General features: G+C 67.9%; 21 protein-coding genes and 1 riboswitch. Of the genes, 7 read left to right on the top strand and 14 right to left on the bottom strand.

Annotation, left to right across the window (positions count from 1 at the left end):
* Nucleotides 1-85: 85 nt before the first annotated feature.
* Nucleotides 86-1,072: an inositol 2-dehydrogenase gene (gene iolG, locus ABIC66_RS21715; protein WP_354073043.1), complete on the top strand. Its 987-nt coding sequence runs from the start codon at nt 86-88 to the stop codon at nt 1,070-1,072.
* Between the two features lie 216 nt (nt 1,073-1,288).
* Here iolG and ABIC66_RS21720 read toward each other — a convergent pair whose 3' ends face one another.
* Entirely contained in the window at nt 1,289-2,521 is a 1,233-nt protein-coding gene (locus ABIC66_RS21720) for a histidine-type phosphatase (RefSeq protein WP_354073045.1), read from the bottom strand.
* A 318-nt stretch (nt 2,522-2,839) separates the two neighbouring features.
* Here ABIC66_RS21720 and ABIC66_RS21725 point away from each other — a divergent pair, with 318 nt between their 5' ends.
* The 3 genes from ABIC66_RS21725 to ABIC66_RS21735 all read left to right on the top strand — a co-directional run bounded on the left by ABIC66_RS21725 (nt 2,840) and on the right by ABIC66_RS21735 (nt 6,424).
* The gene (locus ABIC66_RS21725) at nt 2,840-5,074 is read left to right on the top strand and encodes a transglycosylase domain-containing protein (protein WP_354073047.1); all 2,235 of its coding nucleotides are present in this window, start codon (nt 2,840-2,842) and stop codon (nt 5,072-5,074) included.
* Nucleotides 5,075-5,088: 14 nt separating this feature from the next.
* A complete protein-coding gene (locus ABIC66_RS21730; protein ID WP_354073049.1) occupies nt 5,089-5,856 on the top strand; it encodes a winged helix-turn-helix domain-containing protein in 768 nt (255 codons plus the stop codon).
* 73 nt (nt 5,857-5,929) lie between these two features.
* Nucleotides 5,930-6,424 (top strand): Cif family virulence factor, encoded by a 495-nt coding sequence (locus ABIC66_RS21735; protein WP_354073051.1) that lies wholly within the window; start codon nt 5,930-5,932, stop codon nt 6,422-6,424.
* 248 nt (nt 6,425-6,672) lie between these two features.
* Here the strand turns inward: ABIC66_RS21735 and ABIC66_RS21740 are convergent, their stop codons facing one another.
* The 8 genes from ABIC66_RS21740 to ABIC66_RS21775 all read right to left on the bottom strand — a co-directional run bounded on the left by ABIC66_RS21740 (nt 6,673) and on the right by ABIC66_RS21775 (nt 18,136).
* Nucleotides 6,673-7,077, bottom strand: a complete 405-nt coding sequence (locus ABIC66_RS21740) for a DUF1636 domain-containing protein (protein WP_354073053.1) — start codon at nt 7,075-7,077, stop codon at nt 6,673-6,675.
* Nucleotides 7,074-7,706 (bottom strand): cob(I)yrinic acid a,c-diamide adenosyltransferase, encoded by a 633-nt coding sequence (cobO, locus tag ABIC66_RS21745; protein WP_354073055.1) that lies wholly within the window; start codon nt 7,704-7,706, stop codon nt 7,074-7,076. Before cobO ends, ABIC66_RS21740 begins: the two co-directional genes overlap by 4 nt.
* 30 nt (nt 7,707-7,736) lie before the next feature.
* Nucleotides 7,737-7,939, bottom strand: a riboswitch (cobalamin riboswitch).
* Nucleotides 7,940-7,975: 36 nt separating this feature from the next.
* Entirely contained in the window at nt 7,976-9,463 is a 1,488-nt protein-coding gene (locus tag ABIC66_RS21750) for an esterase-like activity of phytase family protein (protein WP_354073057.1), read from the bottom strand.
* 170 nt (nt 9,464-9,633) lie between these two features.
* Entirely contained in the window at nt 9,634-12,021 is a 2,388-nt protein-coding gene (locus ABIC66_RS21755; RefSeq protein WP_354073059.1) for a TonB-dependent receptor, read from the bottom strand.
* A gap of 223 nt (nt 12,022-12,244) precedes the next feature.
* Complete coding sequence (treF, locus tag ABIC66_RS21760) at nt 12,245-13,816, bottom strand: alpha,alpha-trehalase TreF (RefSeq protein ID WP_354073061.1); 1,572 nt, start codon at nt 13,814-13,816, stop codon at nt 12,245-12,247.
* A gap of 86 nt (nt 13,817-13,902) precedes the next feature.
* Complete coding sequence (locus ABIC66_RS21765; RefSeq protein WP_354073063.1) at nt 13,903-16,470, bottom strand: TonB-dependent receptor; 2,568 nt, start codon at nt 16,468-16,470, stop codon at nt 13,903-13,905.
* Nucleotides 16,471-16,529: 59 nt separating this feature from the next.
* Nucleotides 16,530-17,618: a FecR family protein gene (locus tag ABIC66_RS21770; protein ID WP_354073065.1), complete on the bottom strand. Its 1,089-nt coding sequence runs from the start codon at nt 17,616-17,618 to the stop codon at nt 16,530-16,532.
* An 8-nt stretch (nt 17,619-17,626) separates the two neighbouring features.
* On the bottom strand, nt 17,627-18,136 hold the full coding sequence (locus ABIC66_RS21775; RefSeq protein WP_056046042.1) for an RNA polymerase sigma factor: 510 nt from the start codon (nt 18,134-18,136) through the stop codon (nt 17,627-17,629).
* Nucleotides 18,137-18,283: 147 nt separating this feature from the next.
* Between ABIC66_RS21775 and xth the strand changes: the two genes are divergently transcribed.
* The gene (xth, locus tag ABIC66_RS21780) at nt 18,284-19,057 is read left to right on the top strand and encodes an exodeoxyribonuclease III (protein WP_354073067.1); all 774 of its coding nucleotides are present in this window, start codon (nt 18,284-18,286) and stop codon (nt 19,055-19,057) included.
* Here the strand turns inward: xth and hmpA are convergent.
* The gene (hmpA, locus tag ABIC66_RS21785) at nt 19,054-20,259 is read right to left on the bottom strand and encodes an NO-inducible flavohemoprotein (protein ID WP_354073069.1); all 1,206 of its coding nucleotides are present in this window, start codon (nt 20,257-20,259) and stop codon (nt 19,054-19,056) included. The genes xth and hmpA overlap by 4 nt on opposite strands.
* Before the next feature lie 153 nt (nt 20,260-20,412).
* Here hmpA and ABIC66_RS21790 point away from each other — a divergent pair, with 153 nt between their 5' ends.
* Together ABIC66_RS21790 and ABIC66_RS21795 are read left to right on the top strand one after the other, a co-directional pair.
* Nucleotides 20,413-20,835, top strand: coding sequence for an Rrf2 family transcriptional regulator (locus ABIC66_RS21790; protein ID WP_354073071.1), 423 nt, complete (start codon nt 20,413-20,415; stop codon nt 20,833-20,835).
* Between the two features lie 179 nt (nt 20,836-21,014).
* The gene (locus ABIC66_RS21795; RefSeq protein WP_354073073.1) at nt 21,015-22,055 is read left to right on the top strand and encodes a substrate-binding domain-containing protein; all 1,041 of its coding nucleotides are present in this window, start codon (nt 21,015-21,017) and stop codon (nt 22,053-22,055) included.
* Nucleotides 22,056-22,114: 59 nt separating this feature from the next.
* Here the strand turns inward: ABIC66_RS21795 and ABIC66_RS21800 are convergent, their stop codons facing one another.
* The 4 genes from ABIC66_RS21800 to ABIC66_RS21815 form a co-directional block, all read right to left on the bottom strand.
* Entirely contained in the window at nt 22,115-22,531 is a 417-nt protein-coding gene (locus ABIC66_RS21800) for a GFA family protein (RefSeq protein WP_354073075.1), read from the bottom strand.
* A gap of 123 nt (nt 22,532-22,654) precedes the next feature.
* Complete coding sequence (locus ABIC66_RS21805) at nt 22,655-22,999, bottom strand: hypothetical protein (protein WP_354073077.1); 345 nt, start codon at nt 22,997-22,999, stop codon at nt 22,655-22,657.
* A gap of 98 nt (nt 23,000-23,097) precedes the next feature.
* The gene (gene mepK, locus ABIC66_RS21810) at nt 23,098-23,748 is read right to left on the bottom strand and encodes a peptidoglycan L,D-endopeptidase MepK (RefSeq protein ID WP_354073079.1); all 651 of its coding nucleotides are present in this window, start codon (nt 23,746-23,748) and stop codon (nt 23,098-23,100) included.
* Between the two features lie 72 nt (nt 23,749-23,820).
* A complete protein-coding gene (locus ABIC66_RS21815; RefSeq protein WP_354073081.1) occupies nt 23,821-25,332 on the bottom strand; it encodes a L,D-transpeptidase family protein in 1,512 nt (503 codons plus the stop codon).
* Nucleotides 25,333-25,576 lie beyond the last annotated feature (244 nt).

Genomic DNA, 25,576 nt, shown 5'->3' on the forward strand with positions numbered 1-25,576 from the left:
TTCCCTGGAAGGAATTTTTGTTCCACATTACAGGAAAACGGACCGCCGCCGTCGACCATCGGCGCGAGAGAGCATCAAGGTTCCCATGCACGACATCGCCATTTTGGGCGCCGGCCGGATCGGCCGCATCCACGCCAAGAACGTCGCCGGCCAGCCGGGCCTGCGGCTGAAATACGTGGTCGATCCGATCGCCGCGGCGGCCGACAGCCTGGCCGCCGAGACCGGCGCGAGCGTCGCCGACCTCGACACCGCCCTGAACGATCCGGCGGTGACCGGCGTCATCGTCGCCAGCTCGACCGACACCCACCTCGACTACGCCCTGCAGGCCATCGCGGCCGGCAAGGCGGTGTTCTGCGAGAAGCCGATCGACCAGGACCTGGCCCGCGCCCGCTCGGCCGCCGGCGAACTGGGCGGTCCAGGCGTGAAGCTGTTCCTGGGCTTCAACCGCCGCTTCGACCCCAACTTCCAAGGCCTGAAAGCGCGCTTGTCGGCCGGCGTCGTCGGCGCGTTGGAGACCGTGCACATCACCAGCCACGATCCGGCCCCGCCGCCGGTCGCTTACGTCAAGGTCTCGGGCGGCCTGTTCAAGGACATGGCCATCCACGACTTCGACATGGCCCGCTGGCTCTTGGACGAGCCGGTGACCGAGGTCTACGCCGCCGCGAGCTGCCTGGTCGATCCGGCGATCGGCGAGGCCGGCGACGTCGACACGGCCAAGATCATCCTGCGCACCGCCTCGGGCAAGATCTGCATGATCAGCAACAGCCGCCGCAGCGGCTACGGCTACGACCAGCGCATCGAGGCGTTCGGCGCCAAGGGCCTGGTCCGCGCCGACAACGTCATGGAGAGCACGGTCTCGGTCTGGAGCGAGGCCGGCGCGGCCAGCGACGCCTTCCAGAACTTCTTCCTCGACCGCTACGCCGAGGCCTATCGCCGCGAGCTGGCCCATTTCGCCGAGATCATCCGCGGCGAGGCCCTGCCCTCGGTCGGCTATGTCGATGGCGTCGAGGCCCTGGCCTTGGCCGAGGCGGCCGGCCAGTCGGCGAAGACGGGCCAGGTGGTGAAACTGTAGGGCAGCTTCGACCTTCGGTCTCTTGACCCGACAATTCCAACTTCCGTCATTCCCGCCCTTGTGGCGGGAACCCCTGGTTCAACTGACACGTGAAACGCAAGCGACGTGCTGAACACGTCGCCCCTGCTGCACCTGCGGCTGATAGAGGGCTTCCCGCCACAAGGGCGGGAATGACGAATAGTTTGGATAGATGACGAATACACATCCGTCGCCTCATCACCCGTTCGCCGGACTCTTCAGCTTGCCGTCGACGATCTTCCGGAAAGTTTCCAGCGGGCACAGCGTCGGCTCGCCCTTCACGCCGCAGCCCGGGATTGGAAAGTAGGAATAGGCCGGCGGGTTGCTGGCCGTCAGCGGCTGCAGGTCGCGCAGCTGGTCCATGAACTGAGCGGTGTAGAAGGCGCGGACATAGGCCTTGCCGGCGCTGTCCTTCAGCAACTCGAAGCCCATGGCGCCGCCGGGCGGAGGGTCGTCCCGCGGATAGTCGGCGGCGGTGAAGTGCGCGTCCAGGAAGCCGCGCAGGGCGGCGATGTTGGTGTCGTGGCCGACCAGCAGGGTCAGCTTGCCGCCAATCTGACCGCCGGTCTCGCCGCTCAGGGCGCCGACGATCTCCTTGGCCAAGGGCGCGGCGTAGCGGTCGGCGACATAGGCCGGCCCGACCTCGTAGCGGAACTTGACCGTGTGGAAGCGCAGCATGGCCTGGATATCGGCCTTGGAGGCGCGGCCCCAGCCGACCTCGCTCATCGGCTTGCCCTCGACATACTCCAGCAGCACCGTCTGACCGGCGGTCGAGGCGATCCCCAGCGCGCCTTCTAGGTTGGCGTTGTCGTCCTTGGCGGCTTCCAGACGCGAGTCCCGCTTGGCGATGTCGACGCCCAGCACGCGCCGCAGGATCGCGAACTCCTTCGACAGCGCCTTGGCTTCGGCCGTCAGGCCTGGCTTCTGGCGCAAGGAAGCCTTCAGAGCCAGGTCGCCGTCGATAATGGCCGATGGGTGGAAGATCACGTCGGTCTCTTCGCTGTCGGGGTGGGCGACCTTCAGGCCACAGCCGGGCTGCAAGCCCTCGACGAACATCTCGGCGGTCTTGATGGCGCGTTGCTTGCCACTGGCCCAGGCGACAACGTCGCCCGACGCCGCGCAGCCGTCGCGGGGCAACAAGCCTCGAGCCCCTAGAAACGTGCGGTAGTAAGCGCCCATCAGCCGCGCGCCCTCGCCGCCGTGCGGGGTCAGTTCGCCATAGGGCGTGGTCCAGCGCGACCAAGGCTGGGCGGTCGCGCCCTCCGGCGCGGCCTGCGCCTTGGTCGGCGGACGCACGCCGTGGCGCATCACCATGACCATGCGTTCGAGCTTGAGGTCGCCCGTCGGTCCGGCCGGGGTCGAGGCGCTGGCCGTTCCCGCCAGGCTTGCGGCCATGGCGACCGTCATCAGCGCGTTTCGAAGCCTGCCCATGGTCTCTCCCCCGATGACGCGGCGCGTCCGCGTTCGGCCTCTAGGCGAGAACCACGACGCAACCGTGACAACCGGCGCGAACCAACCGCGCAAAAGAAAAGCCCGGCGAAGCCGCCGGGCTCGAAAAGTTGGGGAGGAAACGCCCCAGGAAAGGGCAGAGGCCAGCGGCCTCACGGGGAGTGATCTATGGTCGGTCGAACGCCGTTCAAGGGCGGCGGACAAAAAACTTCCCGCTCAGCGCGCTTGGTTTGACCGGGCCGTATGGTAAGGAGCGCGCTCGACGAGTGAGGGCCTGCGCCCGAAGCGAGCGCCAAGCCCATGTCCGATCCCACCGATCCCGAAGACACCGCTCCGGAAAGCCCGCCGGCGCCGAAGCCCCGCAAACCTCGGAAGCCGCGCGCCCAGGCCGTGATGACCGAGGCCGCCGGCTTGGTTGAAGGCGCGCCCGAGGTCGCCGCGCCGAAGCCGTCGCGCCCGCGCAAGCCCCGCGCGCCTAAGGCCGTCGTCGCCGAGCCTGCGATCTCTCCCGAACTGGTCGTCGAGCCCGAGGCTCTGCCGGAAGAGGCTTCCCCCGAGACCGCCGAAACCGAGCTGCCCGAAGCGGTCGAGGCCGTTCCGGAGGCCGCTCTCTCGCCGTCCGAACCGGTCAAGCTCGTCAAGCCGCCGATCTGGAAGCGGCCCGCCTGGCTGATCGGCGCGGCCGCCGCCGTGGCGCTGGTCGTCGTCCTGGTCGCCTCGCTGTTCTGGTCGCTGCCGCTGAGCCGGGCGCTGGAGCCCCTGAACAATTCGGCCATCGTGCTGGTCGCCGAGGACGGCTCGCCGATCGCCCGTCGCGGCTCGTACAAGGAAGCCCCGATCGACGTGGCCAAGCTGCCGGCCTATGTGCCGGGCGCCTTCATCGCCATCGAGGATCGCCGCTTCTACAGCCACATGGGCGTCGACCCGAAGGCGATCGCCCGGGCCCTGGGCAAGAACGCCAAGGCCGGCGGCGTGTCCGAAGGCGGTTCGACCATCACCCAGCAGCTGGCCAAGAACGCCTTCCTGTCCAGCGACCGCAATCTGCGCCGCAAGGCGCAGGAGGCGATGATCGCTCTCTATCTGGAAGCCCGTCTCTCCAAGGACCAGATCCTCTCGCGCTACCTGTCGTCGGTCTATTTCGGCGACGGCGCCTTCGGCCTGCGCGCCGCGGCCCGCCACTATTTCGGCAAGCAGCCGGAGCAGCTGTCGATCGGCGAGGCCGCCATGCTGGCCGGCCTGGTCAAGGCCCCGTCCCGCCTGGCCCCGACCAACAACATCGACGGCGCCCGCGAGCGGATGCGCGTGGTGCTCGGCGCCATGGTCGAGACCAAGTTCATCACCCAGGCCCAGGCCGACGCGGTCGGCGAGGTCTCGGCGGTCGAGGCCGAGGACAAGTTGCCCACCGGCTCTTACTTCGCCGACTGGGCCCTGCCCCAGGCCCGCGCCGCCGTCGGCGCGCGTTATGGCGAGACCATCGTCAAGACGACGCTGGATCCTGAGATGCAGGAAAAAGCCGAGCGGATCCTCAACGACTTCATCGAACGCGACGGCAAGGTGCTGAACATCACCCAGGGCGCCCTGGTGGCCATGCGCAAGGACGGCCGCGTCGTCGCCATGGTCGGCGGGCGCGACTATCGCGCTAGCCAGTTCAACCGCGCCGACGGCGAGCGCCAGCCAGGCTCGTCGTTCAAGCTGTTCGTCTATCTGGCCGCCCTGCGCGAGGGCATGACCACGACCAGCCCGATCCTAGACACCCCGGTGCAGGTCAGCGGCTACATGCCCAAGAACCACGAGGGCAAGTATCGCGACCGCGAGATCCCGCTGATCAGCGCCTTCGCCGCCTCGTCGAACGTCGCGGCCGTGCGCCTGGCCCACGACCTTGGCCCCAAGAAGGTGATCAAGGTCGCGCGCGACCTGGGGATCACCGAGAAGATCCCCGACGACCTGACCATGGCGCTGGGCACCGGCTCGATGAGCCTGACGCGGCTGACGGCGGCCTACGCCTCGGTGGCTGCCGGGGAATATCCGATCGTTCCGCACGCCCTGGCCGACTTCAAGAAGCCAAAGACCACGGCGTATGATCCGAAGGTCCTGCTGGGCATGCGCGACCTGCTGCGCTCGGCCACCCATCGCGGCACGGGCCTGGAGGCGGCCATCGAGGGCGCCTACGGCAAGACCGGCACAACCCAGGACTATCACGACGCCCTGTTCGTCGGTTACGTCGACGACCTGGTGGTCGGGGTCTGGGTCGGCAACGACGACAACAGCTCGATGAACGGCGTGGTGGGCGGCGGCGAGCCCGCCAAGATCTGGAAGGCCTTCATGCTGTCGGCCCTGGGCCGCCAGGCCGCCGCGCCGGTCCAAGAGGATCCGCTGGAGGATCTGGGCCTGCCGCTGGAAGGCGAGATCGGCCCCGACGGCCTGCCGCTGGCCCCGCTGACGCCGGTCCCGGCGGAGCCGATCGCGCCCAACAGCGGCGTGCCGATCGCGCCGCCGCCACCGCCGCCGCCGCCACCGCCGGAGCCGAGGGGTTAAGCGCGAGGCCGGAGGTGGAAAACAACGACACGTCGCCGCCAGTCCACCGTATCGGGCGCTGGACGTTCCATCCCGACACCTGCCGCCTGCAGGCTCCGCACGAGACGCGTCCACTCGAGGAACGCGCCGCGCGTACGCTTGAAATCCTTTGCCGCCGTCGGGGTATGGTCGTGAGCAAGGACGAGCTGGTCACCTTGATCTGGCGCGGGCGGACAGTCAGCCCCAACAGCCTCGCGATCGTGATCGGCGATTTGCGCCGCGCTTTGGACGACGATCCCCGCGCGCCCACGCTGATCCAGACCGTCAAGAAACGCGGCTACCGGCTGGCGGCGCCCCAGGCGCCGATCATCGTCAGGCCGCGGATTTGGACACGACGGCTAGCGCCGTCGTCCGCCTTCCTGGCGGCGGCGCTGCTGGCGATCGTCGCGCTTAATGCGCGCGCGCCGGTCGCGCTGGTGATCGAACCGACGCGCAACGAGACGGGTCGGACCGAATACGCGCCGCTCGCGACGGCGCTCGGCAGCGTCGTCATGGACAGCGCCACGCATCTTCGCGGCTTCAGGATCACTCAGAACTCCAGGGCGAAACGAAGCCTCATTCTACGCACCCGCCTCATCCTCTGGGACGGCGCGCCCGAGCTGGCGCTCACCGCGATCGACCACGCGACCGGCGTCGTCGTCTGGTCGGGCTTCGCACCGGGGCCGAACGATCGCCTGGCGCGTCACAGCGCCGATCGCATCCGCGATATGGGCGCGACGCTCGGTTCACGATCGATTCTTTAGCCGTTCTTGAGTCGTCAGCCGTCAGCCGAGGAAGCACAGGCTTGCGCCTTCTTTCGCAAAAGGACGCCATGTCTTGCCCTGCTCTCGTCTCCTCGCCCTCGCCGGCGCCCTGACCCTTCTCGCGCCCGCGTCAGCGCGCGCCTCCGTCGAGTCCGACACACGCACCGTCGATACGCTCGTCGCCGCCTATCACGAGGCGGTCGTCAGCCATGACGGCGCGCGGCTCCTTCAGCTGTTCGCGCCGACCGGAACGGCCTGGTACAGCGCGTTGTCGGACGAGGCCCTCACCCGAGCCCGGCGAGCGAAGCCCGATGTCGCCAAGCTCCGCCCGGGCAGCGCCCAGGCCTTCGCCGCGATGGTCTCCAACAGCAAGGCTAGCCTGGATCCCCGTCACGGCGACATGAAGATCCTTAGCGACGGGACGATCGCGACCCTCTATTTCGATTTCAGCTTCTTGATCGATGGCCAGGAGCAGAACCGCGGCAGTGAAAGCTGGCAGCTGGTTCGCGGCGCCGAGGGCTGGCGGATCGTCTCGATCATCTACTCGTCAGATCCCCCCGTCCGATAGCGTCTTGCATCGCCAAGCCGCCGACGCGAACACCAGACCAGAACCGCCGAGGACAATAGGAGGCCGCTCAGCATGACGCCGATAGCGAGGACGCCGCGCGGCGTGACTCGAACCTCGGCGCGCGCGCGCAGCGGCCCCGCCTCGAACTCAGCCAGAGCGGTTTGCGGGATGTCGAACGATTCGTCGGACATGGAGCCTCCGGGCACGCCGTCCCGCAGACTGCGGACGCCACGCTCCCGGCGCAAGGTCTACGCCCCGACCAGCCTTCCCGCCGGCGGCACGCGGACGATGAAGTGACCCTTCACGCCTTCCGGCCACTGGCGGTACGGGACCACGCCCTCGTCGCTGGCGGCGTAGGCGACCGCGTAGTCGAGGATGGCGCGGGCGGCCTCCGGCGTCGGCTCGAACCGGCCCAGCACGTAGCCGATCTTGCCCGGCGCCCGCAGATGGATCGAGCAGTGCTGCGCGCAGTTGAACAGGCACGGCATCTCCTGGATCGCCACGCCGGTTCCGGGTGCGATCTCGCGCAGCGCCGCCGCCAGCACTGCCCCGCCCCGCACGCCCTCGGACGTCTCGCGTTCCGCTTCCGAAACCCGGCAGGTGTTGCAGACCACCACCGCCGGGCCGTCGTCGGCCTCGCGCAGCAGGGTCAAAACTCGATCCCCGCCTGGGCCTTCACGCCAGAGCGGCACGGGTGCTTGACCTGCGCCATCTCGGTGACCAGGTCGGCGGCCTCGATCAGGGCGTCGGGGGCGTTGCGGCCGGTGACGACCACGTGCTTGCCCTCCGGCCGATTGACCAGGACCTCGAGCACCTCCTCCAGCGGCAGGTAGTCATAGCGCAGGATGATGTTCAGCTCGTCGGCCACCACCATGTCCCAGTCGGGATCGGCGATGCGGGCCTTGATCACGTCCCAGGCCAGCCGGGCCACGGCGATGTCGCGGGCGCGGTCCTGGGTGTCCCAGGTGAAGCCTTCGCCCATCGGCCGGAACTCAACGTGGTCAGGAAAGGCGTCGAACACGACCTTCTCGCCGGTCTGCATCGCGCCCTTGATGAACTGGACGACGCTGACCCGCTGGCCGTGGCCGATGGCGCGGCAGACCATGCCCAGCGCCGCAGTTGTCTTGCCCTTGCCCGCCCCGGTATGGACGATCAGCAGGCCCTTCTCCAGCTGGCGCTCGGCCATCATCTTGGCGCGGGCGGCCTGGATGACCTTCATCTTGGCGTTATGGCGCGCGTTCCTGGCGGCCTCACCCGAGGCTTCGTCGGCTGTCTCGTTCATCACCCTGCCCTCGCCGGACACCCCGCCGGCCGTGTTGATGTGACGAAGGCCGGTCTCCTGGCTTACGCCCTCCCGTCGCGGCGCCTTCCCAGGACTCCTCAAGGTCGAGAGGGGGTCCCAGTGGCCAGTGCCGTGACGATCGACGGACGATCACAGTTGCGGGGGCAGCCGCGGATTGGTCACCGCGTTCCCGGAGATCTCGCGATCTCCATGCCTTCGCCGTCCGGGGTAGGCGCGCCGGCCCGAGGGGTCAAGCTAGTTAGGCAAGGTCATCGAGGTAGGGTCAGGCGATAGACCAGGATCAGGTTGTCGTTGTCGCCCGTCCCGGTGTCGCCCTTCAGCGCGGCGTCGAAGTCCTGGCCGTTGATCCGGCCGGTGGCCGTGGCGAAGTCGTTGTCGCTGCCGACCAGCAGGAAGACGTCGCGCGGGGCGGCTCTGTCCAGCGCGGGCGCCAGGGCCAGGGCCTCCAGCTTCTCGGGCAGGCTGGCCGCGGTGGACGGGCTGACCGACAGGTTCATGCCGACCTTGGCCAGTTGGACCGGGTTCAGCAGGTTGACCAGCTCGGCTTGTGTGACCGGCTTGATGTCGGGGTTCAGGACGCCGTCCTTGGCGATCGGGGTGACGTCCTGCTCGTACGGCGTGCCGGCCAGGTTGGTGGCGCCGGCTAGGTCGACCAGCAGGATGCTCTTGTAGACCGGGGCGTTCGGCGCGCCCTTGCCGCGGCCGTTGCCGTCGCGGGCCAGCAGCAGGAAGCGGCTGTCGCTCAGCGCGGCGATCTCGGACTGGGCGGCGGTGGCGTCGGCGGCCTGGCCGTCGCCGGCCTCGCGCACGGTCGGCAATTGCAGCACATAGTGGCCGATCGGGGCCAGCGGCGTGCGGGTCTTGCCGATGTCGTAGACCAGGACCCGGGTGTTGTTGCGGGTGGCGTTGTTCGAGGTCGAGTCCTGCATCGTCGCGCTTTGCAGCACCGCGATCAGGCGCTGGCCGTCGGGCGTGACGGCCAAGCCCTCCAGGCCCTGGTTGTTGCGGCGGCCGGTGGTCGGCGCCTTCTCGGCCCCGAAGTCCAGCTGGCCCTTCTTGATCGGCTTCAGAGCCGGAACGGTCTCGATGGCCCCGGTCAGCTTGCCGGTCTTGTCGAACAGATAGATGCCGGCCGCGTACTCGTCCGAAACGTAGAAGCCGCCGTCCGGCAGATAGGCGATGGCCTCGGAGTCCAGGCTGATCCGCCCCGCCCCCTCGCCGGCGGCCGGCGACGGATAGCGGACGCCGTCGCGGACCAGGATGTTCGAGCCCGGATCCTTGCCCGTGAACGGCGCGCCCGCCTGGTCCTTCAGCAGGAAGCCGCCGGTCGGGGTGATGGTCAGGCCCTTGCCCGGGACGAGCCTGATCGCGTGGGTGTGGACGCGGTTGGAATAGTCGGTCGTGCCGGCGAACGGCCCGACATTGTTGGGTCCGCGATCCGGCAGGGTGCGGAGGATCCCTTCATAGGATCCGTCCGCGTCCCGCTTCCAGCCGTCCAGCGCCATGCTGGAGAACGAGCCCAGGCTCTCGCCGTTGAAGTCGCGCGTCGCCGCCGGCAGCCAGCCCACGGCCACCAGGCCGTGGTTGACATAGGTCTTGCCCTCGAAGCTCACCGCCACGTCCCCCGCGTGCTTGTCCCAGTGCGGGGTAAGGTAGCTGAGCGATTGCGCCGACGCACTGGCCGTGGCGGCCAGGGTGACGACGCTCGCGAGGGCGGCGACGAGGCGACGGCTCATGGACGGCTCCCTAGGCGGATCGATATTCAAGTGAGCCCCCTTTCACCGCTCATCCCCGCGAAAGCGGGGAGCCAAGCGGCGTCGGGAAGCCTGTCACGGCCTGCTTCAAAAACTGAAGGTCAGCTTGGGTCCCCGCTTTCGCGGGGATGAGCGGGTTTGGGAATTGCCCCTTAGAAGCGATAGCGAATGGTGGCGCCCACGGTGCGCGGATTGCCGGGATAGCCTTGGATGATGCCGGTCGACTTCGTCAGGCCCAGCAGGTTGATGTAGTAGGCCTTGTCGGCCAGGTTCTCGACCCAGACCTGCAGGTCGAGGCGATCGTCCATGAACAGCGTGCCGATCCGCAGGTTGGCCAGGGCGTATTCCTTGATCTGCGCCGCCGGATCCAGGGTGATCGTGGTGTTCTGGGTCGAGCGCCAGTTGGCGTCCAGGGTCACATAGCTGGTCGTGCCCGACACGAACGAGTGCTCGTAGTTCACCGTGACGCTGCTGGTCCACTTCGGGGCCCAGGCGACCTGGCGGCCGGTCAGGTCGCAGGTCGGGGCCGTCAGCTGGGCCGGGCAGACCGAGTTGTGGAAGCTGCCATAGGTCGCCTCGTTGTAGCCGAGCAGGCCCTTGACGCGCAGCTCGCCCAGGCGCGCCTCGCTCTCGACCTCGACGCCCTTCGAGCGTAGCGAACCGACATTGGCCAGGAACTTGACGGCGGTGTTGCCGACTCCGATCGCCTGGTTGGCCTGGTAGTCCTTCACCTCGGTGTCGAAGGCGGTGACATTCAGCAGCAGGCGGCGGTCGAACCACTCGCTCTTGAAGCCGGCCTCGATGTTGTCCGAGGTCTCGCCTTCCACATCCTGCTTGGCGCCGTAGATCGCGGTGGCGGGGTCGAACGGCAGCAGGTTGAAGCCGGCCGACTTGTGACCGCGCGCGGCGGTGACATAGGCCATGAAGTCGGCGGTCGGGCGATAGCTGACGCCGATCTGACCCGACAGCGACTTGTCCTTCAGCGCATCGGTCGCGCGGCCCAGCTGGGCGTTGGCGCCGGCGGCCGACATCGCGGTGATCTGGGCCTGGGTCAGATTGCCGAGATTGCTCTCGACCCAGCCGCTATAGGCGTAGTCGCGGTCTTCCCAGGTCTGGCGCAGGCCGAGGTTGATGGCCCACTTCCGGTCGGCGTCCGGATGCCAGACGACGTTGCCGAACACGGCGGCCGTATCGGTGTGGAAGCTGGCGTACGAGCGCATGCCGAAGCCGGCCACGGCGTCGGCATAGGCGCCCTGGGCCCAGGTCTTGCCGCCCAGGGTCGGGAAGGCCGTCGCCGAGGGGTTGGCCGCCCAGATGTAGTATTGATTGCCGAAGCGGATGCGCGAATTGACGCCCAGGTACTGGGTCGACAGGAACGCGCCGACCACCGCCTCGACCGGCTTGTCCTTCGGCGAGGCCCAGCGCAGCTCCTGAGAGTACTGGCGCTCGACGTTGCAAGAGCCGTAGTCCGGGATGGCGTTCAGCTGGGTGTAGTCGTTGTCGTTGTTGGTGAAGCAGGTCCAGTTCTGGAAGGCGCTGATCGAGGTGATCGTCCCCTTTTCGCCCAGGTCCCAGTTCAGCTCGCCGCTGACCAGGTTGGCGTGGGTGGTCGCCGTCAGCGGGGCGTCGATATTGACCTCGCGCTTCTCGGCGTCGCTGACCAGCAGGGTGTAGCCGGCGGCGGCCATGCGTGCCTGCAGGGCGGCGGGATTGTAGACCGCCAGCGTCACCGGGCCGATAGAATTGAAGTTCTGCTCGGTGTGCTGGGCGATCAGGCGGAAGGTAACGTCGTCGCCGACCTTGGCCAGGAACTGGGCGCGCACGCCTTCGCTCTGGCGGGCGTTGGCGGCCGGGCCGCCGGCGCGGTTGGGATAGTTGCCGTCCCGGTCGGTGTAGAAGGCCGAGATGCGGCCGGCCAGCTTGCCGTCCAGGATCGGGCCCGAAACGCTGGCCTTGAACTGCTTCAGGCTGTCCTCGCCGAACGTCGCCTCGGCCGAGCCTTCCGGCGTGAAGGTCGGAAGCTTGGAATTGATGATCACTGCGCCGGCCGTGGTGTTCTTGCCGAACAGCGTGCCTTGTGGGCCACGCAGCAGCTCGATGTCGGCGATGTCGCTGAAGTCGCCGCTAACCATGCCCTGGCGACCAGTATAGACGCCGTCGACGAAGATGCCGACCGAACCGTCGATCCCGTCGGTGTTGAAGCCGTTGTTGCCGATGCCGCGGATGCCCAGGTTCTGCTGCTTCGGATTGGTCAGATAGACCGAGAAGGCCGGGAACTTGTACTGGAAGTTGGTGAAGTTCAGCAGGTTCTGGCGCTGGATCTCATTGCCCGAGATCACGGTCACCGGGGTCGGCACGGTCTGGACGTTCTCCGAGCGCTTGCGGGCGGTGACCATCACCTCCTCGATGCGGGAATCGTCGGCCGCCGGCTCGGCGGCGGGGGCCAGATCGGCCGCGCGGGCCTGCGCCACGGTCAGCAACATGCTGCTGGAGAACAGGAAGGCCAGCCCGTGCTTCAGGCGCGACGTTTGGATCGACATAGGAAATCCCCGACAGTACTCGTTTCCTGATGGAAACAAACGCGTCGGCGCGACGTCCGAATTCCGAACACAGGCGCGCGGAGAGGCGCACAGTCATAAGACTGTCTTAAAGGAGACCCTAGCTTCGACCAGAATTCGGACGCTGAGCGCCTCTGAACTTTGCGTCGCTCTTAGGGCGTTACTGCGTAGCTTTTGTGACTGGGTGGACGGTTTCCGAGAATGATTATCGTCCGGATACGGCGGGCTCCATCAGCGCCCGCGCGACGCCGTTGGTCCAGCCGAAACCGTCTTGGGTCGGATACTCCCCGCCCCCGCCGGCCTTGGCCTCCTCGACATCGTACTTCTCCAGCATCTTGCCGCTGGCCTTGTATTCGCGCTCGACCGTGGCCAGCCAGCGCTTGGAGATCTCGGCCGCCAGGGCGTCCTCGCCGTAGCGGCGCAGGCCCGAGACCGCCACCCACTGCAGCGGCGCCCAGCCATTCGGCGTGTCCCACTGCTGGCCGGTGCGGACCGTTGTGGTGCGCAAGCCGCCGGGGGCCAGCAGTTCGTCCCAAGCCTTCTGAGCCACGACATGGGCCTTGCGCTCGTCGGCCGCGCCGACGAACAGCGGGTAGAAGGTCGCCGCGCTCAGGTGATCCAGCCGCTGGTTGGTCTTCCACTGATAGTCGAGATAGGCCCCCTTGGCGGAGTCCCACAGGTAGAAGTCGATCGCTTCGGCCCGCGCGTGGGCGCGGCGGTCGAACTCGGACACGCAGTCGGCGTCGGCCAGCGTGGCGCAGCCGGCGGAGATCGCCTTTTCCAGGCCATACATCAGGCTGTTGAGGTCGACCGGCGTGATCGCGGTGGTCTGGATCGTCGCCAGCGTCTTGCCGTCGGCCATCCAGCGCGAGGAGAAGTCCCAGCCGCTCTCGGCGCCGGCCCGCAGATCGCGGAACACCTCGTCCCGCGGCCGGCCGCTCTTGGCGGCGGTCGCCAGGTCCTCACGGTAGGACTCGTCGCGCGGCGTGGCGCGGTCGTCATAGTAGCGGTTGAGGATCCCGCCATCGGCCATGGCCACGACCCGGCGATGGGCCTCGCCCGGCTTCACGTCCTCCTCGCCCTCCATCCAGAACGCATGCTCGCGGCGCATCAGATCCACGCGCGTCTTCAGCACCTTGGGGTCCGTCGCGCTGGACAGCCCGACCATGGCGAAGAAGAACGGCGGCTGCGAGCGGCTCAGATAGTAGGTCCGCGCACCGTTGGGGATGTGGCCATAGGTGTCGATCAGGCCGCCGAAATCGTCGATCATGTTGTCGACCAGATCGTCACGGCCATCGGCCTTCAGGCCCAGCATCGTGAAGTAGCTGTCCCAGTAGTAGATCTCGCGAAAGCGCCCACCGGGCACGACGAACGGCTTGGCCATGGCCAGGGCGGAACCGCCGGGGACGGGCTTGACCGGCGGCCGGGTCAGGTGCGGCCACAGGGCGGCGATGTGGGCCTTCAGCGTCGTGCGCTTGGCCGAGGGCTTGGGCGCCCGCCCCGCCTCCGGCACGATGAAGTTGGCCCGCACGAAACGCTTCAGCTCGGCGTCGCTGAACCGGGCATGGCCACGATAGGCCACCATGATCTTTTCCGGCGCGCGCTTGGGGATCGCGTCGACGAAGGTCTTGCCGTCCGGAAAGATCCGCCTGGTCTGAACCTGGTGGAACAGATCCTGATAGGTGTCCGCTGGCGTAGGGATCTTGGCCGCGTCCTGGGCCTGGGCGGCCGAGGACAATGTCAGGGCGGCGAGCGTCGCGGCGACCAGGCGGATCATGCGGAGCCTCACGGAACAGAAAAACGCGGACCGGCGAGGAGGCGGCCGGTCCGCGCGAGTGTACGGGGATATGGAGGATCGTGGGACTAGAAGTTGTAGCCTACCGACAAACGCACCGACCGGCCCAGGATCGGGCGGGCGTTGGCGCCGCTCGTGGACCGCGGATCGCCCTCGGTCAGGCCGTGGCTGTCGGTCAGATTGTCGGCGGCGACCTGGACGCTGAAATCGCCGACGTTGAAGATCGCGCCCAGATCCACCTTGGTGTAGCCGTTCAGCTTCTGGGTGTTGGCGTTGTCGCCCCAGCGATCGTCCACGGCGCTGATCGTGCCGTAGAAGGTCGTCGCCACCGAACCCAGTTGGACGTCGTAGCTGGGCGTGAAGCGGATCTGCCAGTTGGGCTGGCGCTGGGCGCTATTGCCCTTGTTGGCCGCGATCGAGGACTTCTTGATCTCGGTCTTCTGCAGCGTGCCGTTCAGCGACAGCGACAGGCCGAAGTCCGAGCGCCAGCGGCCGTCCAGCTCTATGCCACGCGCCTTGTTGCCATTGGTCTCCAGAATGCCGCCGACGTCGGCGAACTTGGCCCCGTCGAAGGTGTTGGCGAAGCCGGTGGCGTAAAGTTCGAACGGTCCCGAGCGCAGCTTGTAGCCCAACTCGTACTGCTTGACGCTCAAGACGTCCGTCAGGTTTTCGCGGAAGTTGTCGAAGCTGGGGAACTTGTAGCCCTTGGAGTAGCGGGCGAAGACACCCGAGATCTCCGAGAGGTCGTAGTTCAGGCCGGCCGTGTAGGAGAGCTTGCTCTTGCTGTAGTCGACGGTGCGCAGAGCCAGGCCGTCGGGATAGCCGTTGCCGTCGTCGACGACATAGTCGGTGTCGAAGGTCTCGTGGCGCACGCCGACGTCCAGGCGCAGGGCGTCCATGATCTGCCAGGAATCTGCCAGGTAGAAGGCGTTGACCTTGCCGTCGCCGTTCGAGTTCAGGCCATAGGCCCAGCAGCCTGAGCCGCTGCCCGCCGTGGTCAGGTTGGCGCAGCTTACATTGGTCGCCAGGTAGTCGCCATTGGCCTTCACCTGCATCGGCTTGAAGTTGCCGATGGTCCAGAAATCGTCCGACGAGAAGCTGGAGGCGTAGTAGCCGGCCGAGATCGAGTGGCCGCCGATCTTCTTGTTGATGCTGAAGTCGTTGACGAAGGCCTCGATGTCCTTCTCGACGATCCAGGCGCCCCAGTTCTGGACATAGGATCCCGCGCCCAGGGCCGCGCCGCCGCGGGTGCGGACCGGGCCGCCGATCACGGTCGCCACCGAGGCCGCCGTCACCGCCCCGCCATCCGGCACCAGGCCATAGGTGTCGGCGTCGCCCTTGGTGAAGCTGAAACGGTCGCGCACCGTCCAGCCGTCGCCGAACTCGTGCTCGAAGCTGCCGCCGGCCACATAGCCCTTCCAGCCCCGGCCGTGGGCCAGGTCGAAGTCGCGGGTCTGGCCGTTGGCGTGGACCTGCAGGGTCTGCTGGCGCGAGAGTTCGCCCAGCTGGGTGTATTCGCCCTTGTCGACCCCGGGCACGTTGATCGCGAACGGCAGATACCAGGCGCCGTGGTCGTCGGTGAAGCGGGCGTAGAAGTTGACCTTGCCGCGCTCCAGCCGCTTGGTCAGGTTGACCGTGAACTGCTGGCCGCGCTCGCTGTCGAACTGAGTGTCGCGGATGCCGTGCGAGCGGGTCACATAGCCGCCGGCCATGAAATAGAGATCGTCGGCCAGCTTGCCGCTGACCACGCCGTCGACGCGGCGCAGGCCGTAGTCGGAGGTGGTGGCCTTGACGAGACCCTTGGTCTCCTCGCCGCCTTCCTTGAGCATGAAGTTGGTCGTCAGGCCTGGCTGGCCGTTCGAGAAGATCGGGTTGGGACCCCCGCGCAGGGCTTCCATCCGCGAGATGGTCTCGTCGACGCGGAAGATCGACGAGTTCTCCAGGAACGACAGGGTCGAGGGCGGATAGATCGGCGCGCCCTGCAGCTGGATGGTCAGGAACTCGGCGTCGCCGGTGGCGGGGAAGCCGCGCACGAAGACGTTGGCGCCGGCCACGCCGCCCGAGGTCTCGACCCAGACGCCGGGCACCAGGGACAGCAGCTCGGCGCTGCTCTTGGGCGAGGCCTTCAGGATGTCCTGGGCGTTGACGGTGGTGACCGCGAAGCTGGCCGACAGCTTGTCGATCCCCGCGCCGCCGGGAGTGCCGACGACGATCACTTCGTCGACCTGCGCCGGCTCTTCCGGACGGCTTTGTTCTACGGCGGTGGCCGGCGCGGCGACCTGGCCGGCGGCGCTGGCCGAGACCAGCAGCGGTCGCTCGCGGATGGCGTAGACGCCGCTGGCAGTGGGCTGGGCCACCAGGTTCGAGCCGGACAGCAGGCGGGTCAGGCCCTCGTCGGCGCTGAACTCGCCCTTCAGCTTGGGCGCCCGTTTGCCGCGCGTCAGGTTCTCGTCGAAGGCCAGCTGCTTGCCCGAGGCCCGGCCGAAGGCGCGCAGGGCGCCGGCCAGGTCCTGGGCCGGAATGTCATAGGTTTGCTCGGTGCGGGCTTGCGCCTGGACAGCAACGGGCGCGGCCAGGGCCATCAGCACGGCCGCCGAAGCGCCCAGCAGCCAGCGTTGATCGAAAGACTTGCTCATACGTCCCTCCCTCGCGCCGCTTGTTCTGTCGTCTCGGCGCTTTTGGTAAGTGAGACGCCTCACTCCACGGAGGACTCACCACCACCCGTGAAGTTTTTTGGTTGGCGCTGGAACGAGCGCAGCACGGTCTCGCCCTGGCCGTTGACGGCGCGCACCGGCAGCACGGCCGTGACGCCGTCGACGAAAGCGCGGGTATCGCCCGACGTGAAGACGCCGCTGATCCGCAGGTTGGCGACCGTGGGATCGCCGATCCGCAGCTTCTCGCGGGCGTAGCGGTTCACCCGCTCGACAGCCAGGCTCATGGGCTCGTCCTGGAACACCAGCTGGCCGGTCTCCCAGGCGCCGGCGCGGGCCGGATCGGCCGGGGCGACGGTGGCGGCGTCCGAATTCAGTTGGGCGACCAGCTCGTGGTCGGGCGTCAGCGATTTCTCGGTCGGCGCGCCATTGACGCGCAGCAGCGGCGGCGGGCTGCCCTTGGCGCCCTCCCCGTCCAGCACGGCGACGTGGCCCTCGTAGAGCACGACGCGCATCTGGCCGGCGATCCGTTCGACGCTGAACGTCGTGCCGGTGGCGACCACTAGCTTGCCGCCGGCGGCGACCGAGAACGGCCGCAGCGGGTCCTTGGCCACCGCGAACTTGGCGCGGCCCTGCTCCAGCCACAGCCGGCGGCGATCGCCGTCGTAGCGGACCTTCAGCACGGTGTCGGCGTCCAGCGAGGCGCGCGAGCCGTCGGCCAGCTCGACGATGCGCCGCTCGCCCTCGGTGGTGCGGTAGACGTCCGGCAGGCTGGCGCGCCAGGCGAGCCCGCCGCCGAGCGCGACCGCGGCGACCAGCGCCGCGGCGGCGCTCCAGATCGCCACCCGTGGGCCGGGCTTGCTGGCCCACTGCCGGCGCTGGGCGCGGCGCAGATCGTTCAAGGCCTCGCCGCGCAAAGCGATCATGCCGGGATGGGCGGCCTGCTCGTCCACCGCCCGCCAGGCGGCGACGGCGTCGTCCAGCAGCTCGCGATGCTCGGGATGCCCCGCGAACCAGGCGTCCAGCTCCAGTTGCTCCGCCGGCGTCAGTTCGCCCTCGGACAGGCGCACGCACCATTCGGCCGCCTGGTCCAGCGCGAGGTCGAGGTCGAGATCCATCGTGTCGTCGTCCATGGGTCCGCTCATTCGCCCGCCCTCAGCTGTCGCGTCAGGTGGCCCATGGCCTTGAGGATGTGTTTCTGCACGCCGCTGGTGGTCATGCCGTAGAGGGTCGCCAGTTCGGCCTGCTTCATGCCTTCCAGCCGGTAGAGCAGGAAGATCGCCCGCGTGCGCTCGGGCAGCTCGCGCAGGACCCGCGACACCGCGCCCAGATCCTCGCGGCCCAGCAGGATGCGGGCCGGGTCCAGCGGCTCTAGGTCGACGGGGTCGCCGGCCGCGATGGTCGCGCGATAGCTGGCCCGCACCCGCTCGCGCCGGTGGCGGTCGCGCAGCAGGTTGGCGGCCATCTGGAAGATGTAGGCGTCGGCGTTCTCCATGGCGGGGTCCTCGACCCGGGCCAGCTTGGCGAACAGCTCCTGGGTCATGTCCTCGGCGTCGCTGTGGCTGGCGGCGCGGCGCATGAAGAAGGCCATCAGCGCTGGCCTGTAGCGCCGATCCAATCCTCTCAGATCGTGTGGCGTCGCCTGCCGCACCGTCGAACCTCACCGAGCCTGATACCGCGCCCTGCAAGACATGACGCGCATGTCCGCCGGACGCACACCACCACCGCTCAAGTTTTTTGGCCAGGACGTTCGCGGCGCCACCCGGAACCCGCCGCTCCGGCGCGCCGTTGGACCGCGATGCGGATCGCCACCTTCAACATCAACGGCGTCAACGGCCGGCTCGCCGCGCTCCTGCGCTGGCTGGACGAGGAAAAGCCCGACGTGGCCTGCCTGCAGGAGCTGAAGGCCCCGCAGGACCGGTTTCCGGAAGCCGCGCTCCGCGAAGCCGGCTACGGCGCCATCTGGCACGGCCAAAGCGCCTGGAACGGGGTGGCGATCCTGGCGCGCGGCGATCCGCCGGTCGAACGCCGGCGGGGCCTGGATGGCGACGCCGAAGACACGCACAGCCGCTATATCGAGGCCGAGATCGGCGACCTGATCGTCGGCTGCCTCTACGCGCCGAACGGCAATCCCGCCCCGGGGCCCAAGTTCGACTACAAGCTGAAATGGTACGCGCGCTTCCTGCTGCACGCCGAGGACCTGCTGGCCGAGGGCCGGCCGGTGATCCTGGCCGGCGACTACAACATCATTCCCACCGACCTGGACGTCTATGTTCCTGACCGCTGGCGCGACGACGCCCTGTTCCGGCCCGAGGTGCGGACGGCCTATCGCTACATGCTCGACCAGGGCTGGACCGACGCCTTGCGCACGCTACATCCCGACGAGCGGATCTACACCTTCTGGGACTATTTGCGCCGCCGCTTCGACCGCGACGCCGGCCTGCGGATCGACCATCTGATGCTGGACCCGATCCTGGCCAAGCGCCTGGTCGCCGCTGGGGTCGATCGGCGCGTGCGGGCTCGCGAGAAGCCCAGCGACCACGCGCCGGTCTGGGTGGAGTTGAAGGACTAGGCCGCCAACGCCTCGTCGGCCGGGCCGAAGAACTCATAGTGGATGCGATCGGCCTCCACTCCCGCCGCGACCAAGCCCTGGACCAGGACCCGCAGGAACGGCTTGGGACCGCACAGGTAGAAGTCGGCGGTGTCGAACGGCGTCTCCGCCTTCAGCCAGTCGATCGAGACGAAGCCCTCGACGTCGTGGGTCTGGCCCAGCACGTCGGCCGCGCCCGGTTCGCTGTAGAAGGTGGCCACCTTTGCGTGACCGTGGGCGGCGGCCAGGGCCTTGACCTGATCGGCCATGGCGTGGGTGTCGCCGTTCAACGCGCCGTGGACGAAGTGGGCTTCTAGCTCCGGATGGTCGGCGGCGATGGTTTCCAGCATGGCCACCATCGGCGTCAGACCGACGCCGCCGCTCAGCAGCACCACCGGACGCGCGGCGGGCTTGAAGTGGAAGTCGCCGGCCGGCGGGGTGGCCATCAGGACGTCGCCGACCTGGATGGCGTCGTGCAGGTGGCCCGAGGCCAAGCCGTTGGTCTCGCGCTTGACCGAGATGCGATAAGTCTCACCGTTGCTGGCCTGGCTGATCGAGTAGTTGCGCTTGACGCCCTTGTCGGTCGGCGTGTCGAACGTGAAGGTCAGGTACTGGCCGGGCTTGTGGGCCGCCACCTTGCCGCCGTCCTGGGGCCGCAGGACGAACGAGGTGATCACCGCGCTCTCGCGGATCTTCTTCTCGACCACGAACGCACGCCAGCCGCTCCAGCCGCCGTCTTGGCTCTCGATCTCGTGACGGATGCCGGCCTCGCGGCCCATCAGGATATTGGCCAGGGCCCAATAGGCCTCGCCCCAGGCGGCCAGGATCTCGTCGGTGGCGACGTCGCCCAACACCTCCTCGATCGCGCCCAGCAGGGCCGTGGCGACGTAGGGATAGTGCTCGGGCAGGATGTTGTAACCGATGTGCTTCTGGGCGATGCGCTCGACCGCCGCGCCCAGGACACCCAGGTTGTCGATATTCTTGGCGTAGGCCAGCACAGCCCCGGCCAGCGCCTTCACCTGCGCGCCCGACTCCTGGTTGGCCTGGTTGAACAGGGCGCGGATGGGCTCGTCCCGGAACAGGCGGGCGTACATCGCCGCGGTGATCGCCGCGCCATGCTCGGCGAGGGCCGGGACCGTGGCCTTGACCAGGATGATCGTCTTGTTGCTCAGCGGGGTCGTCATGGGGGCGCTCTTCTTTATAAGATGCAGAACGGATGCATCTATATCCATGCTGGAGCCGGAACAAGAAAAGATGCCTCTTACGTACCTCTTTTCCCGCGTCTGCTCGGCGCCCCTCTCGACGCCGGCGAAACGGACCTGTAAGCGACCCTCCAAATGCGCCTGACCCGCTACACCGACTATGCGATCCGCGTGTTGCTGCACCTGGCCGCGCACGAAGATCAGACGGTCTCGATCCAGGCGATCGCCCGCGCCTACGGCATCTCCAAGGACCACCTGATGAAGGTGGTGCAGCAGCTGTCCAAGGCCGGGTTTGTCACGGCCCAGCGCGGGCGCGGCGGCGGGCTGCGCCTGGGTCGTCCGGCCTCGGAGATCCGCATCGGCGATGTGGTGCGCGAGACCGAGGACGGCTTCCAGCTTGTGGACTGCGGCAGTTGCAAGGTCGCGCCGGTCTGTGGCCTGCCCCGAGCGCTGAACGAAGCCACCACTGCGTTTCTGGCCGTGTTGGACGCCCAGACCCTGGACAAGATCGTCGCCGACCAGGCCGCCGCGCGGCGGTTACTGGCGCTCGCGTCATAGGAGCCGCGCGCGCCCAGCCCCCCCCCGAAAGCTTCACCAAGGTGCGGCGACGCCGTCCGACCCCGAGATTTCGTCCGCATACGGACACCGTCGCAAAACTGTCGCGGAACCGTGACAAAAGCCCCTGTATTGCTCCGGCACGTTCCCCTGCGTTCCCGGACAACACAGGATTTGACGACATGAACAAGCTCATTGGCGCGGTCGCGACCGTCGCTCTGCTCGCCGTCGCCGACAATGCCTACGCGGCTCGCGACTATGTCTGGGCGGCCGGCTCCTCGACCGTGTTCCCGTTCTCCACGCGCGTCGCCGAGAACTTCTCGAAGAAGACCGGCAAGAAGTCGCCCAAGGTCGAAAGCCTGGGCACCGGCGGCGGCATCAAGATGTTCTGCGGCGGCACGGGCGAGAAGTTCCCCGACATCGCCAACGCCTCGCGCCCGATGAAGAAGTCCGAGTTCCAGGCCTGCCAGGCGGCCGGCGTGAAGGACATCGTCGAGCTGAAGATCGGCTTCGACGGCATCGTCGTGGCGGTCGACAAGAAAGGCCCGGACTTCAACTTCAAGCTCGAGCAGCTGTACCTGGGCCTGGCCGACCAGTCCCTGCGCGGCGGCCAGCTGGTCAAGCAGCCCTACAAAAACTGGAACGAGGTCGGCCCCGGCCTGCCGAAGGCCCGCATCCTGGTCTACGGCCCGCCGCCCACCTCGGGCACCCGTGACGCCTTCGTCGAACTGGCCATGGAAGGCGGCGCGTCGAAGCTGCCGACCCTGGCGAAGATGAAGGCCGACGACGAGAAGAAGTTCAAGGCCACCGTCTCGCCGATGCGCACCGACGGCGGCTGGGTCGACGCGGGCGAGAACGACAACGCCATCGTCGGCACGATCGAGAAGACCCCGAACGCGATCGGCGTGTTCGGCTATTCGTTCCTGGAAGAGAATGCCGCCCGCATCAAGGGCGCGGCGGTCAACGGCGTGAAGCCGACCGCTCAAGCCATCGCCAGCGGCCAGTATCCGCTGTCGCGCTCGCTCTACATCTACGTGAAGAAGTCGCAGGTCGGCGTGACGCCGGGCCTGAAGGAGTTCGTCACCGAGTTCGTGTCGGACGCCGCCACCGGTCGCGGCGGCTATCTGCAGGGCCGCGGCCTGATCCCGCTGCCGCCGGCCCTTCACGGCCAGATGAAGCAGAAGGCCGGCGCCCTGCCCGCCATGCCGGCGCCGAAGAGCTAGGCGTTCTTCAAGCCAGGAGAGTCATGGGAAAAGGCGGTCGCTCCGGCGGCCGCCTTTTTCTATTCGGGCTCCAGGTCGATCACCCTACCATATGGCCTGGCTTCGTCGCAGATCTCGTACCAGGGCGGCTTGTCCGGCGCGTATTCGTGGAAGTCCAGGCGCAACCCCGGATCGTCGTCCAGGCAATTGGCCGCGATGGCCACGACCCGGGCGCCGTCGGGATCGCCCAGCGACGTGCCGCAGCGCCTGCAGAATGCGCGAGTGAACCTCATCGGCGGCTTGGGCTGGTAGCGGACCAGCAGCTCCCGGCCCGCCAGCCAGTGGAACGCCTCGGTCCGGACATAGACATAGGTGCTGGAGCCGGCCTTGCGGCAGCGCGAGCAGTGGCAGGCCCCCATCATCGCCGGCGGCTCGAACAGCTCGAACCGTACGCCCCCGCAGCAGCAGCTTCCCTTGATCGTCCCACGCTTGCTCAAACGCGCATCTCCTTGAACCTCAAGGAAACTGCGCGCCCCCTGCCGCCAGCTTGGTGTCAGCAGGGTTCGGGGATGGCTGAGGCGGGTTGTCGCGGGTCGCGCCGACGAAACCCGGGTAGGCGACTACCGCGTGCGCGAGGTCATCCCCGCAGCGGCGGCGTCGTCGGCCACCTGCGGGTCCAGCGGCTGGGGCTGGGCGGCCGGACGGTCGGCTTGCGGCGCGGCCATGGGCGTCTCGGCGATCGGCGCGGAGGTTTCCATCTTGTGCGGAGCCGGCTGGGACGAGGTCGACTTGGCGTTCATCGCCGCGGCGGCGGCGTCATCGGCGGCGGTGCGCGTCTCGGTAGGACCGTCCTCGTAGCCGCCGTCGCCGGCGGTCAGGAACAGGATGGTCCCGAACGTCGCCAGGACGCCGATGATGAAGCCGAGGATGACCCAACCGAAGGGATTACCGCGACGCTCGCTCATCTGCCTCTTTCCTGCAACGCACTGCCGACATCGCCGGCTACCATGCTCTGAACGCTGGAACTAGGGCTTGGTTACGCGTTTCGCCAGAGTGGGAGCCTTTAGGTCCCCGACCATTTGCGCACGGGGCCGACGTCGACGTGCACGAACTTGCTCTTGGGGTAGTATCCGACGCCGCCGAGCTCCAGACCCAGCGCCTCGGCGCGGATCTCTTCCAGGGCGACGTCCTCCAGGAAGATGTCCATGGCCTTGCCCTCCATGTGCAGGCTGTGCTTGGCCACCTCGCCGCTGCGCTCGGTCAGGAGCTTGTTCGTCGCCGGCGAGCGGTAGCCGGAGATCACCTGGAAATGCGCCTTGGTCTGGGTTTTCTCGGCGATCTTGCCCAGGATGTCGTAGAGGCCCGGGTTGATCGGGTGGACCTCGTCGTTGCGATAGTCGCGCAGGACGTGGTTCAGGGCGGTCACCGCATCGGGGACGTACGCGCCGTTCTCCCAGTAGACGGCTTCCAGCTTCTCGTCGGTGTGGATGTTGCGCAGCTTCACCCAGCGCGGCTCGACCAGCGGCTTGCTGGCGAAGGTCTCGACGGGGGTCGGCCTCAGCCCGACTGGCGGCGCCGGAACCACGGGCGCGGTCGGGACTTTTCCTTCCAGGATCGCGCCGATGATGTCGTCGTCGGCCCGCGCCGCCGCGAACGGCAGCACACTGGTTCCTAAAGCGCCCAGCCCCCACTGGAGCAGCTTACGTCGATGCATGCGTACGCCCTTACCCGACACTAAGGTTGGGGAGGACACCGCAAGAATGTTAAGAAAGCAAGCTGAGCAGGGTCAGAGTGCGGCAATACGCTGCACCAGTTCGCGATCCCAGCCATAGGGGTCCTGGCGGAAGTTCACCTGTCCGTCGGGGGTCACATAGGCCGTCCAGTACAGCAGGAAAACCGCGATCTGCTGGGGCAGCTTGGCCCGCACGGTGTCGCCCGAAGCGATGGTTTCGTCGATCTTCTCAGGCGTCCAGACCGGGTCGCCGGCCATCAGCGCCTTGGCCAGTTCGATCGGCTTTTGCAGGCGCACGCAGCCGTGGCTGGCCAGGCGGCTGAAGCTGTCGAACTTCGAGCGACTGGGCGTGTCGTGCAGATAGACGCCGTAGGGATTGGCGAAGTCGAACTTTATCTGACCCAGGGCCGCCTTGGGGCCGGCCTTCTGCTGCAGGCGCGAGCCGCCGTCGCCCGTCGGGATGACGATGAAATCGTTGCGGCGCAGATAGCCAGGGCTGGCCCGTTCCTTGGGCCACAACTCCTTGGCCGCGATCGTGGACGGCACGTTCCACGGCGGGTTCAGGACGATCGAGTGGATCATAGACGACAGCATCGGCGTCTCGTCGCCTGGCCGGCCGGTGACCGCGCGCATGGTCAGGGTCGGGGTGTCGTGGCTGAATACCGACAGGATAGCGGCCGCGACATTCACCTGGATCCGGTCGGCCGGCAGGGTCTGGGGCAGCCAGCGCCAGCGCTCCATGTTGGCGACGATCTGGTCGATGCGCCGCTCGACCGGGATGTTGAGGGCATCCAGGGTGGTCTTGTTCACGACGCCGGTCGGATTGAGGCCAAAGCGCTTCTGGGCTCGCTGCACGGCCTGGGTCAGGGCGGCGTCGAAGATCGGCGCGCCGTCGACGGCGATGGTCGGATCCTCGGCGGCGAGGCGGGCCTCCAGAGCAACCACGCGAGCGCCGGTCGCGCCCTCTTTCAGGTCCGGACCGGCGGCCAGCGGCGCCCAACCGCCCCGGGCGGCGATGTCGCGGTAGGTCGACAGGCCCGTGCGCAGGGTCTGATAGCCGGTATAGGGCGGCGGCAGGGTGTCCAGCCATTCGGCCAGGCGATCCTGCTGCACGGCCATGACGAAGTCGGCCGTCGGATCGTAGGGCGCGGGGCGCAGGCCCCATTCGTTCATGAAACCGCTGGGCGGCAGACGGCCGGTGCGGACGGCGCGGGCATAGGTCAGGGTCAGGCTGATCAGTTGGTTTTGACCGGCGGCGCGGGCGGCCGGATCGCGGCTCGCATAGAGCGCGATCGCCTGGTCGGGCGCGAACGCTCCGACGTCGAACCCGTGGGTGTAGGCGTCGCCCAGCACGCGGCGCAGCACCTCGACCTGGTCGGCGCGCAGTTGCACGCTGGAGACGTCGGGCTGGAAGATCGATGGCCGCGGGGCTTGGATCAGCGGGACCTGTTGGGGCGGCCGCCCGCCGGCCAGCGGCGGCCGTTGCGACTGGGCGTCCGCGGGCGCGAAGGACGCCATGCTCAGCGCCGCGGCCACGACGCCGAAGGTTCTCGAAACTCGCATCACCGTCGAACAGCCCGCCGCACACGCGCGGCAATGCCGCGTTAAGGATCCCAGATGGCCGGCGTCGGCCACCGCCGTCAACGCGAGTAGCGTGAAAGGCGAGCCCTTCTCGCCCTCCGCGAAGACGTTTTTCGAGAACAGGAACCCCCAAGCCACACCGTTGGTTTCACTCAAAACGGGGAACGCGCGACAGCGCTCGCCCAATCGCTCACAAAGGGGCGCCCACGGGGGGTGTCCGCCATGGACA

Source organism: Caulobacter sp. 1776, from assembly GCF_040545685.1.
Lineage (GTDB): Bacteria > Pseudomonadota > Alphaproteobacteria > Caulobacterales > Caulobacteraceae > Caulobacter.

What these genes read in the sequence shown, in the direction of transcription:
- ABIC66_RS21765 (WP_354073063.1), bottom strand. Translation starts at nt 16,470, where the DNA reads ATGAGCAAGTCTTTCGATCAACGCTGGCTGCTGGGCGCTTCGGCGGCC.
- ABIC66_RS21790 (WP_354073071.1), top strand. Translation starts at nt 20,413, where the DNA reads ATGCGCCTGACCCGCTACACCGACTATGCGATCCGCGTGTTGCTGCAC.
- ABIC66_RS21770 (WP_354073065.1), bottom strand. Translation starts at nt 17,618, where the DNA reads ATGGACGACGACACGATGGATCTCGACCTCGACCTCGCGCTGGACCAG.
- hmpA (WP_354073069.1), bottom strand. Translation starts at nt 20,259, where the DNA reads ATGACGACCCCGCTGAGCAACAAGACGATCATCCTGGTCAAGGCCACG.
- ABIC66_RS21795 (WP_354073073.1), top strand. Translation starts at nt 21,015, where the DNA reads ATGAACAAGCTCATTGGCGCGGTCGCGACCGTCGCTCTGCTCGCCGTC.
- xth (WP_354073067.1), top strand. Translation starts at nt 18,284, where the DNA reads ATGCGGATCGCCACCTTCAACATCAACGGCGTCAACGGCCGGCTCGCC.
- ABIC66_RS21720 (WP_354073045.1), bottom strand. Translation starts at nt 2,521, where the DNA reads ATGGGCAGGCTTCGAAACGCGCTGATGACGGTCGCCATGGCCGCAAGC.
- mepK (WP_354073079.1), bottom strand. Translation starts at nt 23,748, where the DNA reads ATGCATCGACGTAAGCTGCTCCAGTGGGGGCTGGGCGCTTTAGGAACC.
- ABIC66_RS21755 (WP_354073059.1), bottom strand. Translation starts at nt 12,021, where the DNA reads ATGTCGATCCAAACGTCGCGCCTGAAGCACGGGCTGGCCTTCCTGTTC.
- treF (WP_354073061.1), bottom strand. Translation starts at nt 13,816, where the DNA reads ATGATCCGCCTGGTCGCCGCGACGCTCGCCGCCCTGACATTGTCCTCG.
- iolG (WP_354073043.1), top strand. Translation starts at nt 86, where the DNA reads ATGCACGACATCGCCATTTTGGGCGCCGGCCGGATCGGCCGCATCCAC.
- cobO (WP_354073055.1), bottom strand. Translation starts at nt 7,706, where the DNA reads ATGAACGAGACAGCCGACGAAGCCTCGGGTGAGGCCGCCAGGAACGCG.
- ABIC66_RS21750 (WP_354073057.1), bottom strand. Translation starts at nt 9,463, where the DNA reads ATGAGCCGTCGCCTCGTCGCCGCCCTCGCGAGCGTCGTCACCCTGGCC.
- ABIC66_RS21725 (WP_354073047.1), top strand. Translation starts at nt 2,840, where the DNA reads ATGTCCGATCCCACCGATCCCGAAGACACCGCTCCGGAAAGCCCGCCG.
- ABIC66_RS21805 (WP_354073077.1), bottom strand. Translation starts at nt 22,999, where the DNA reads ATGAGCGAGCGTCGCGGTAATCCCTTCGGTTGGGTCATCCTCGGCTTC.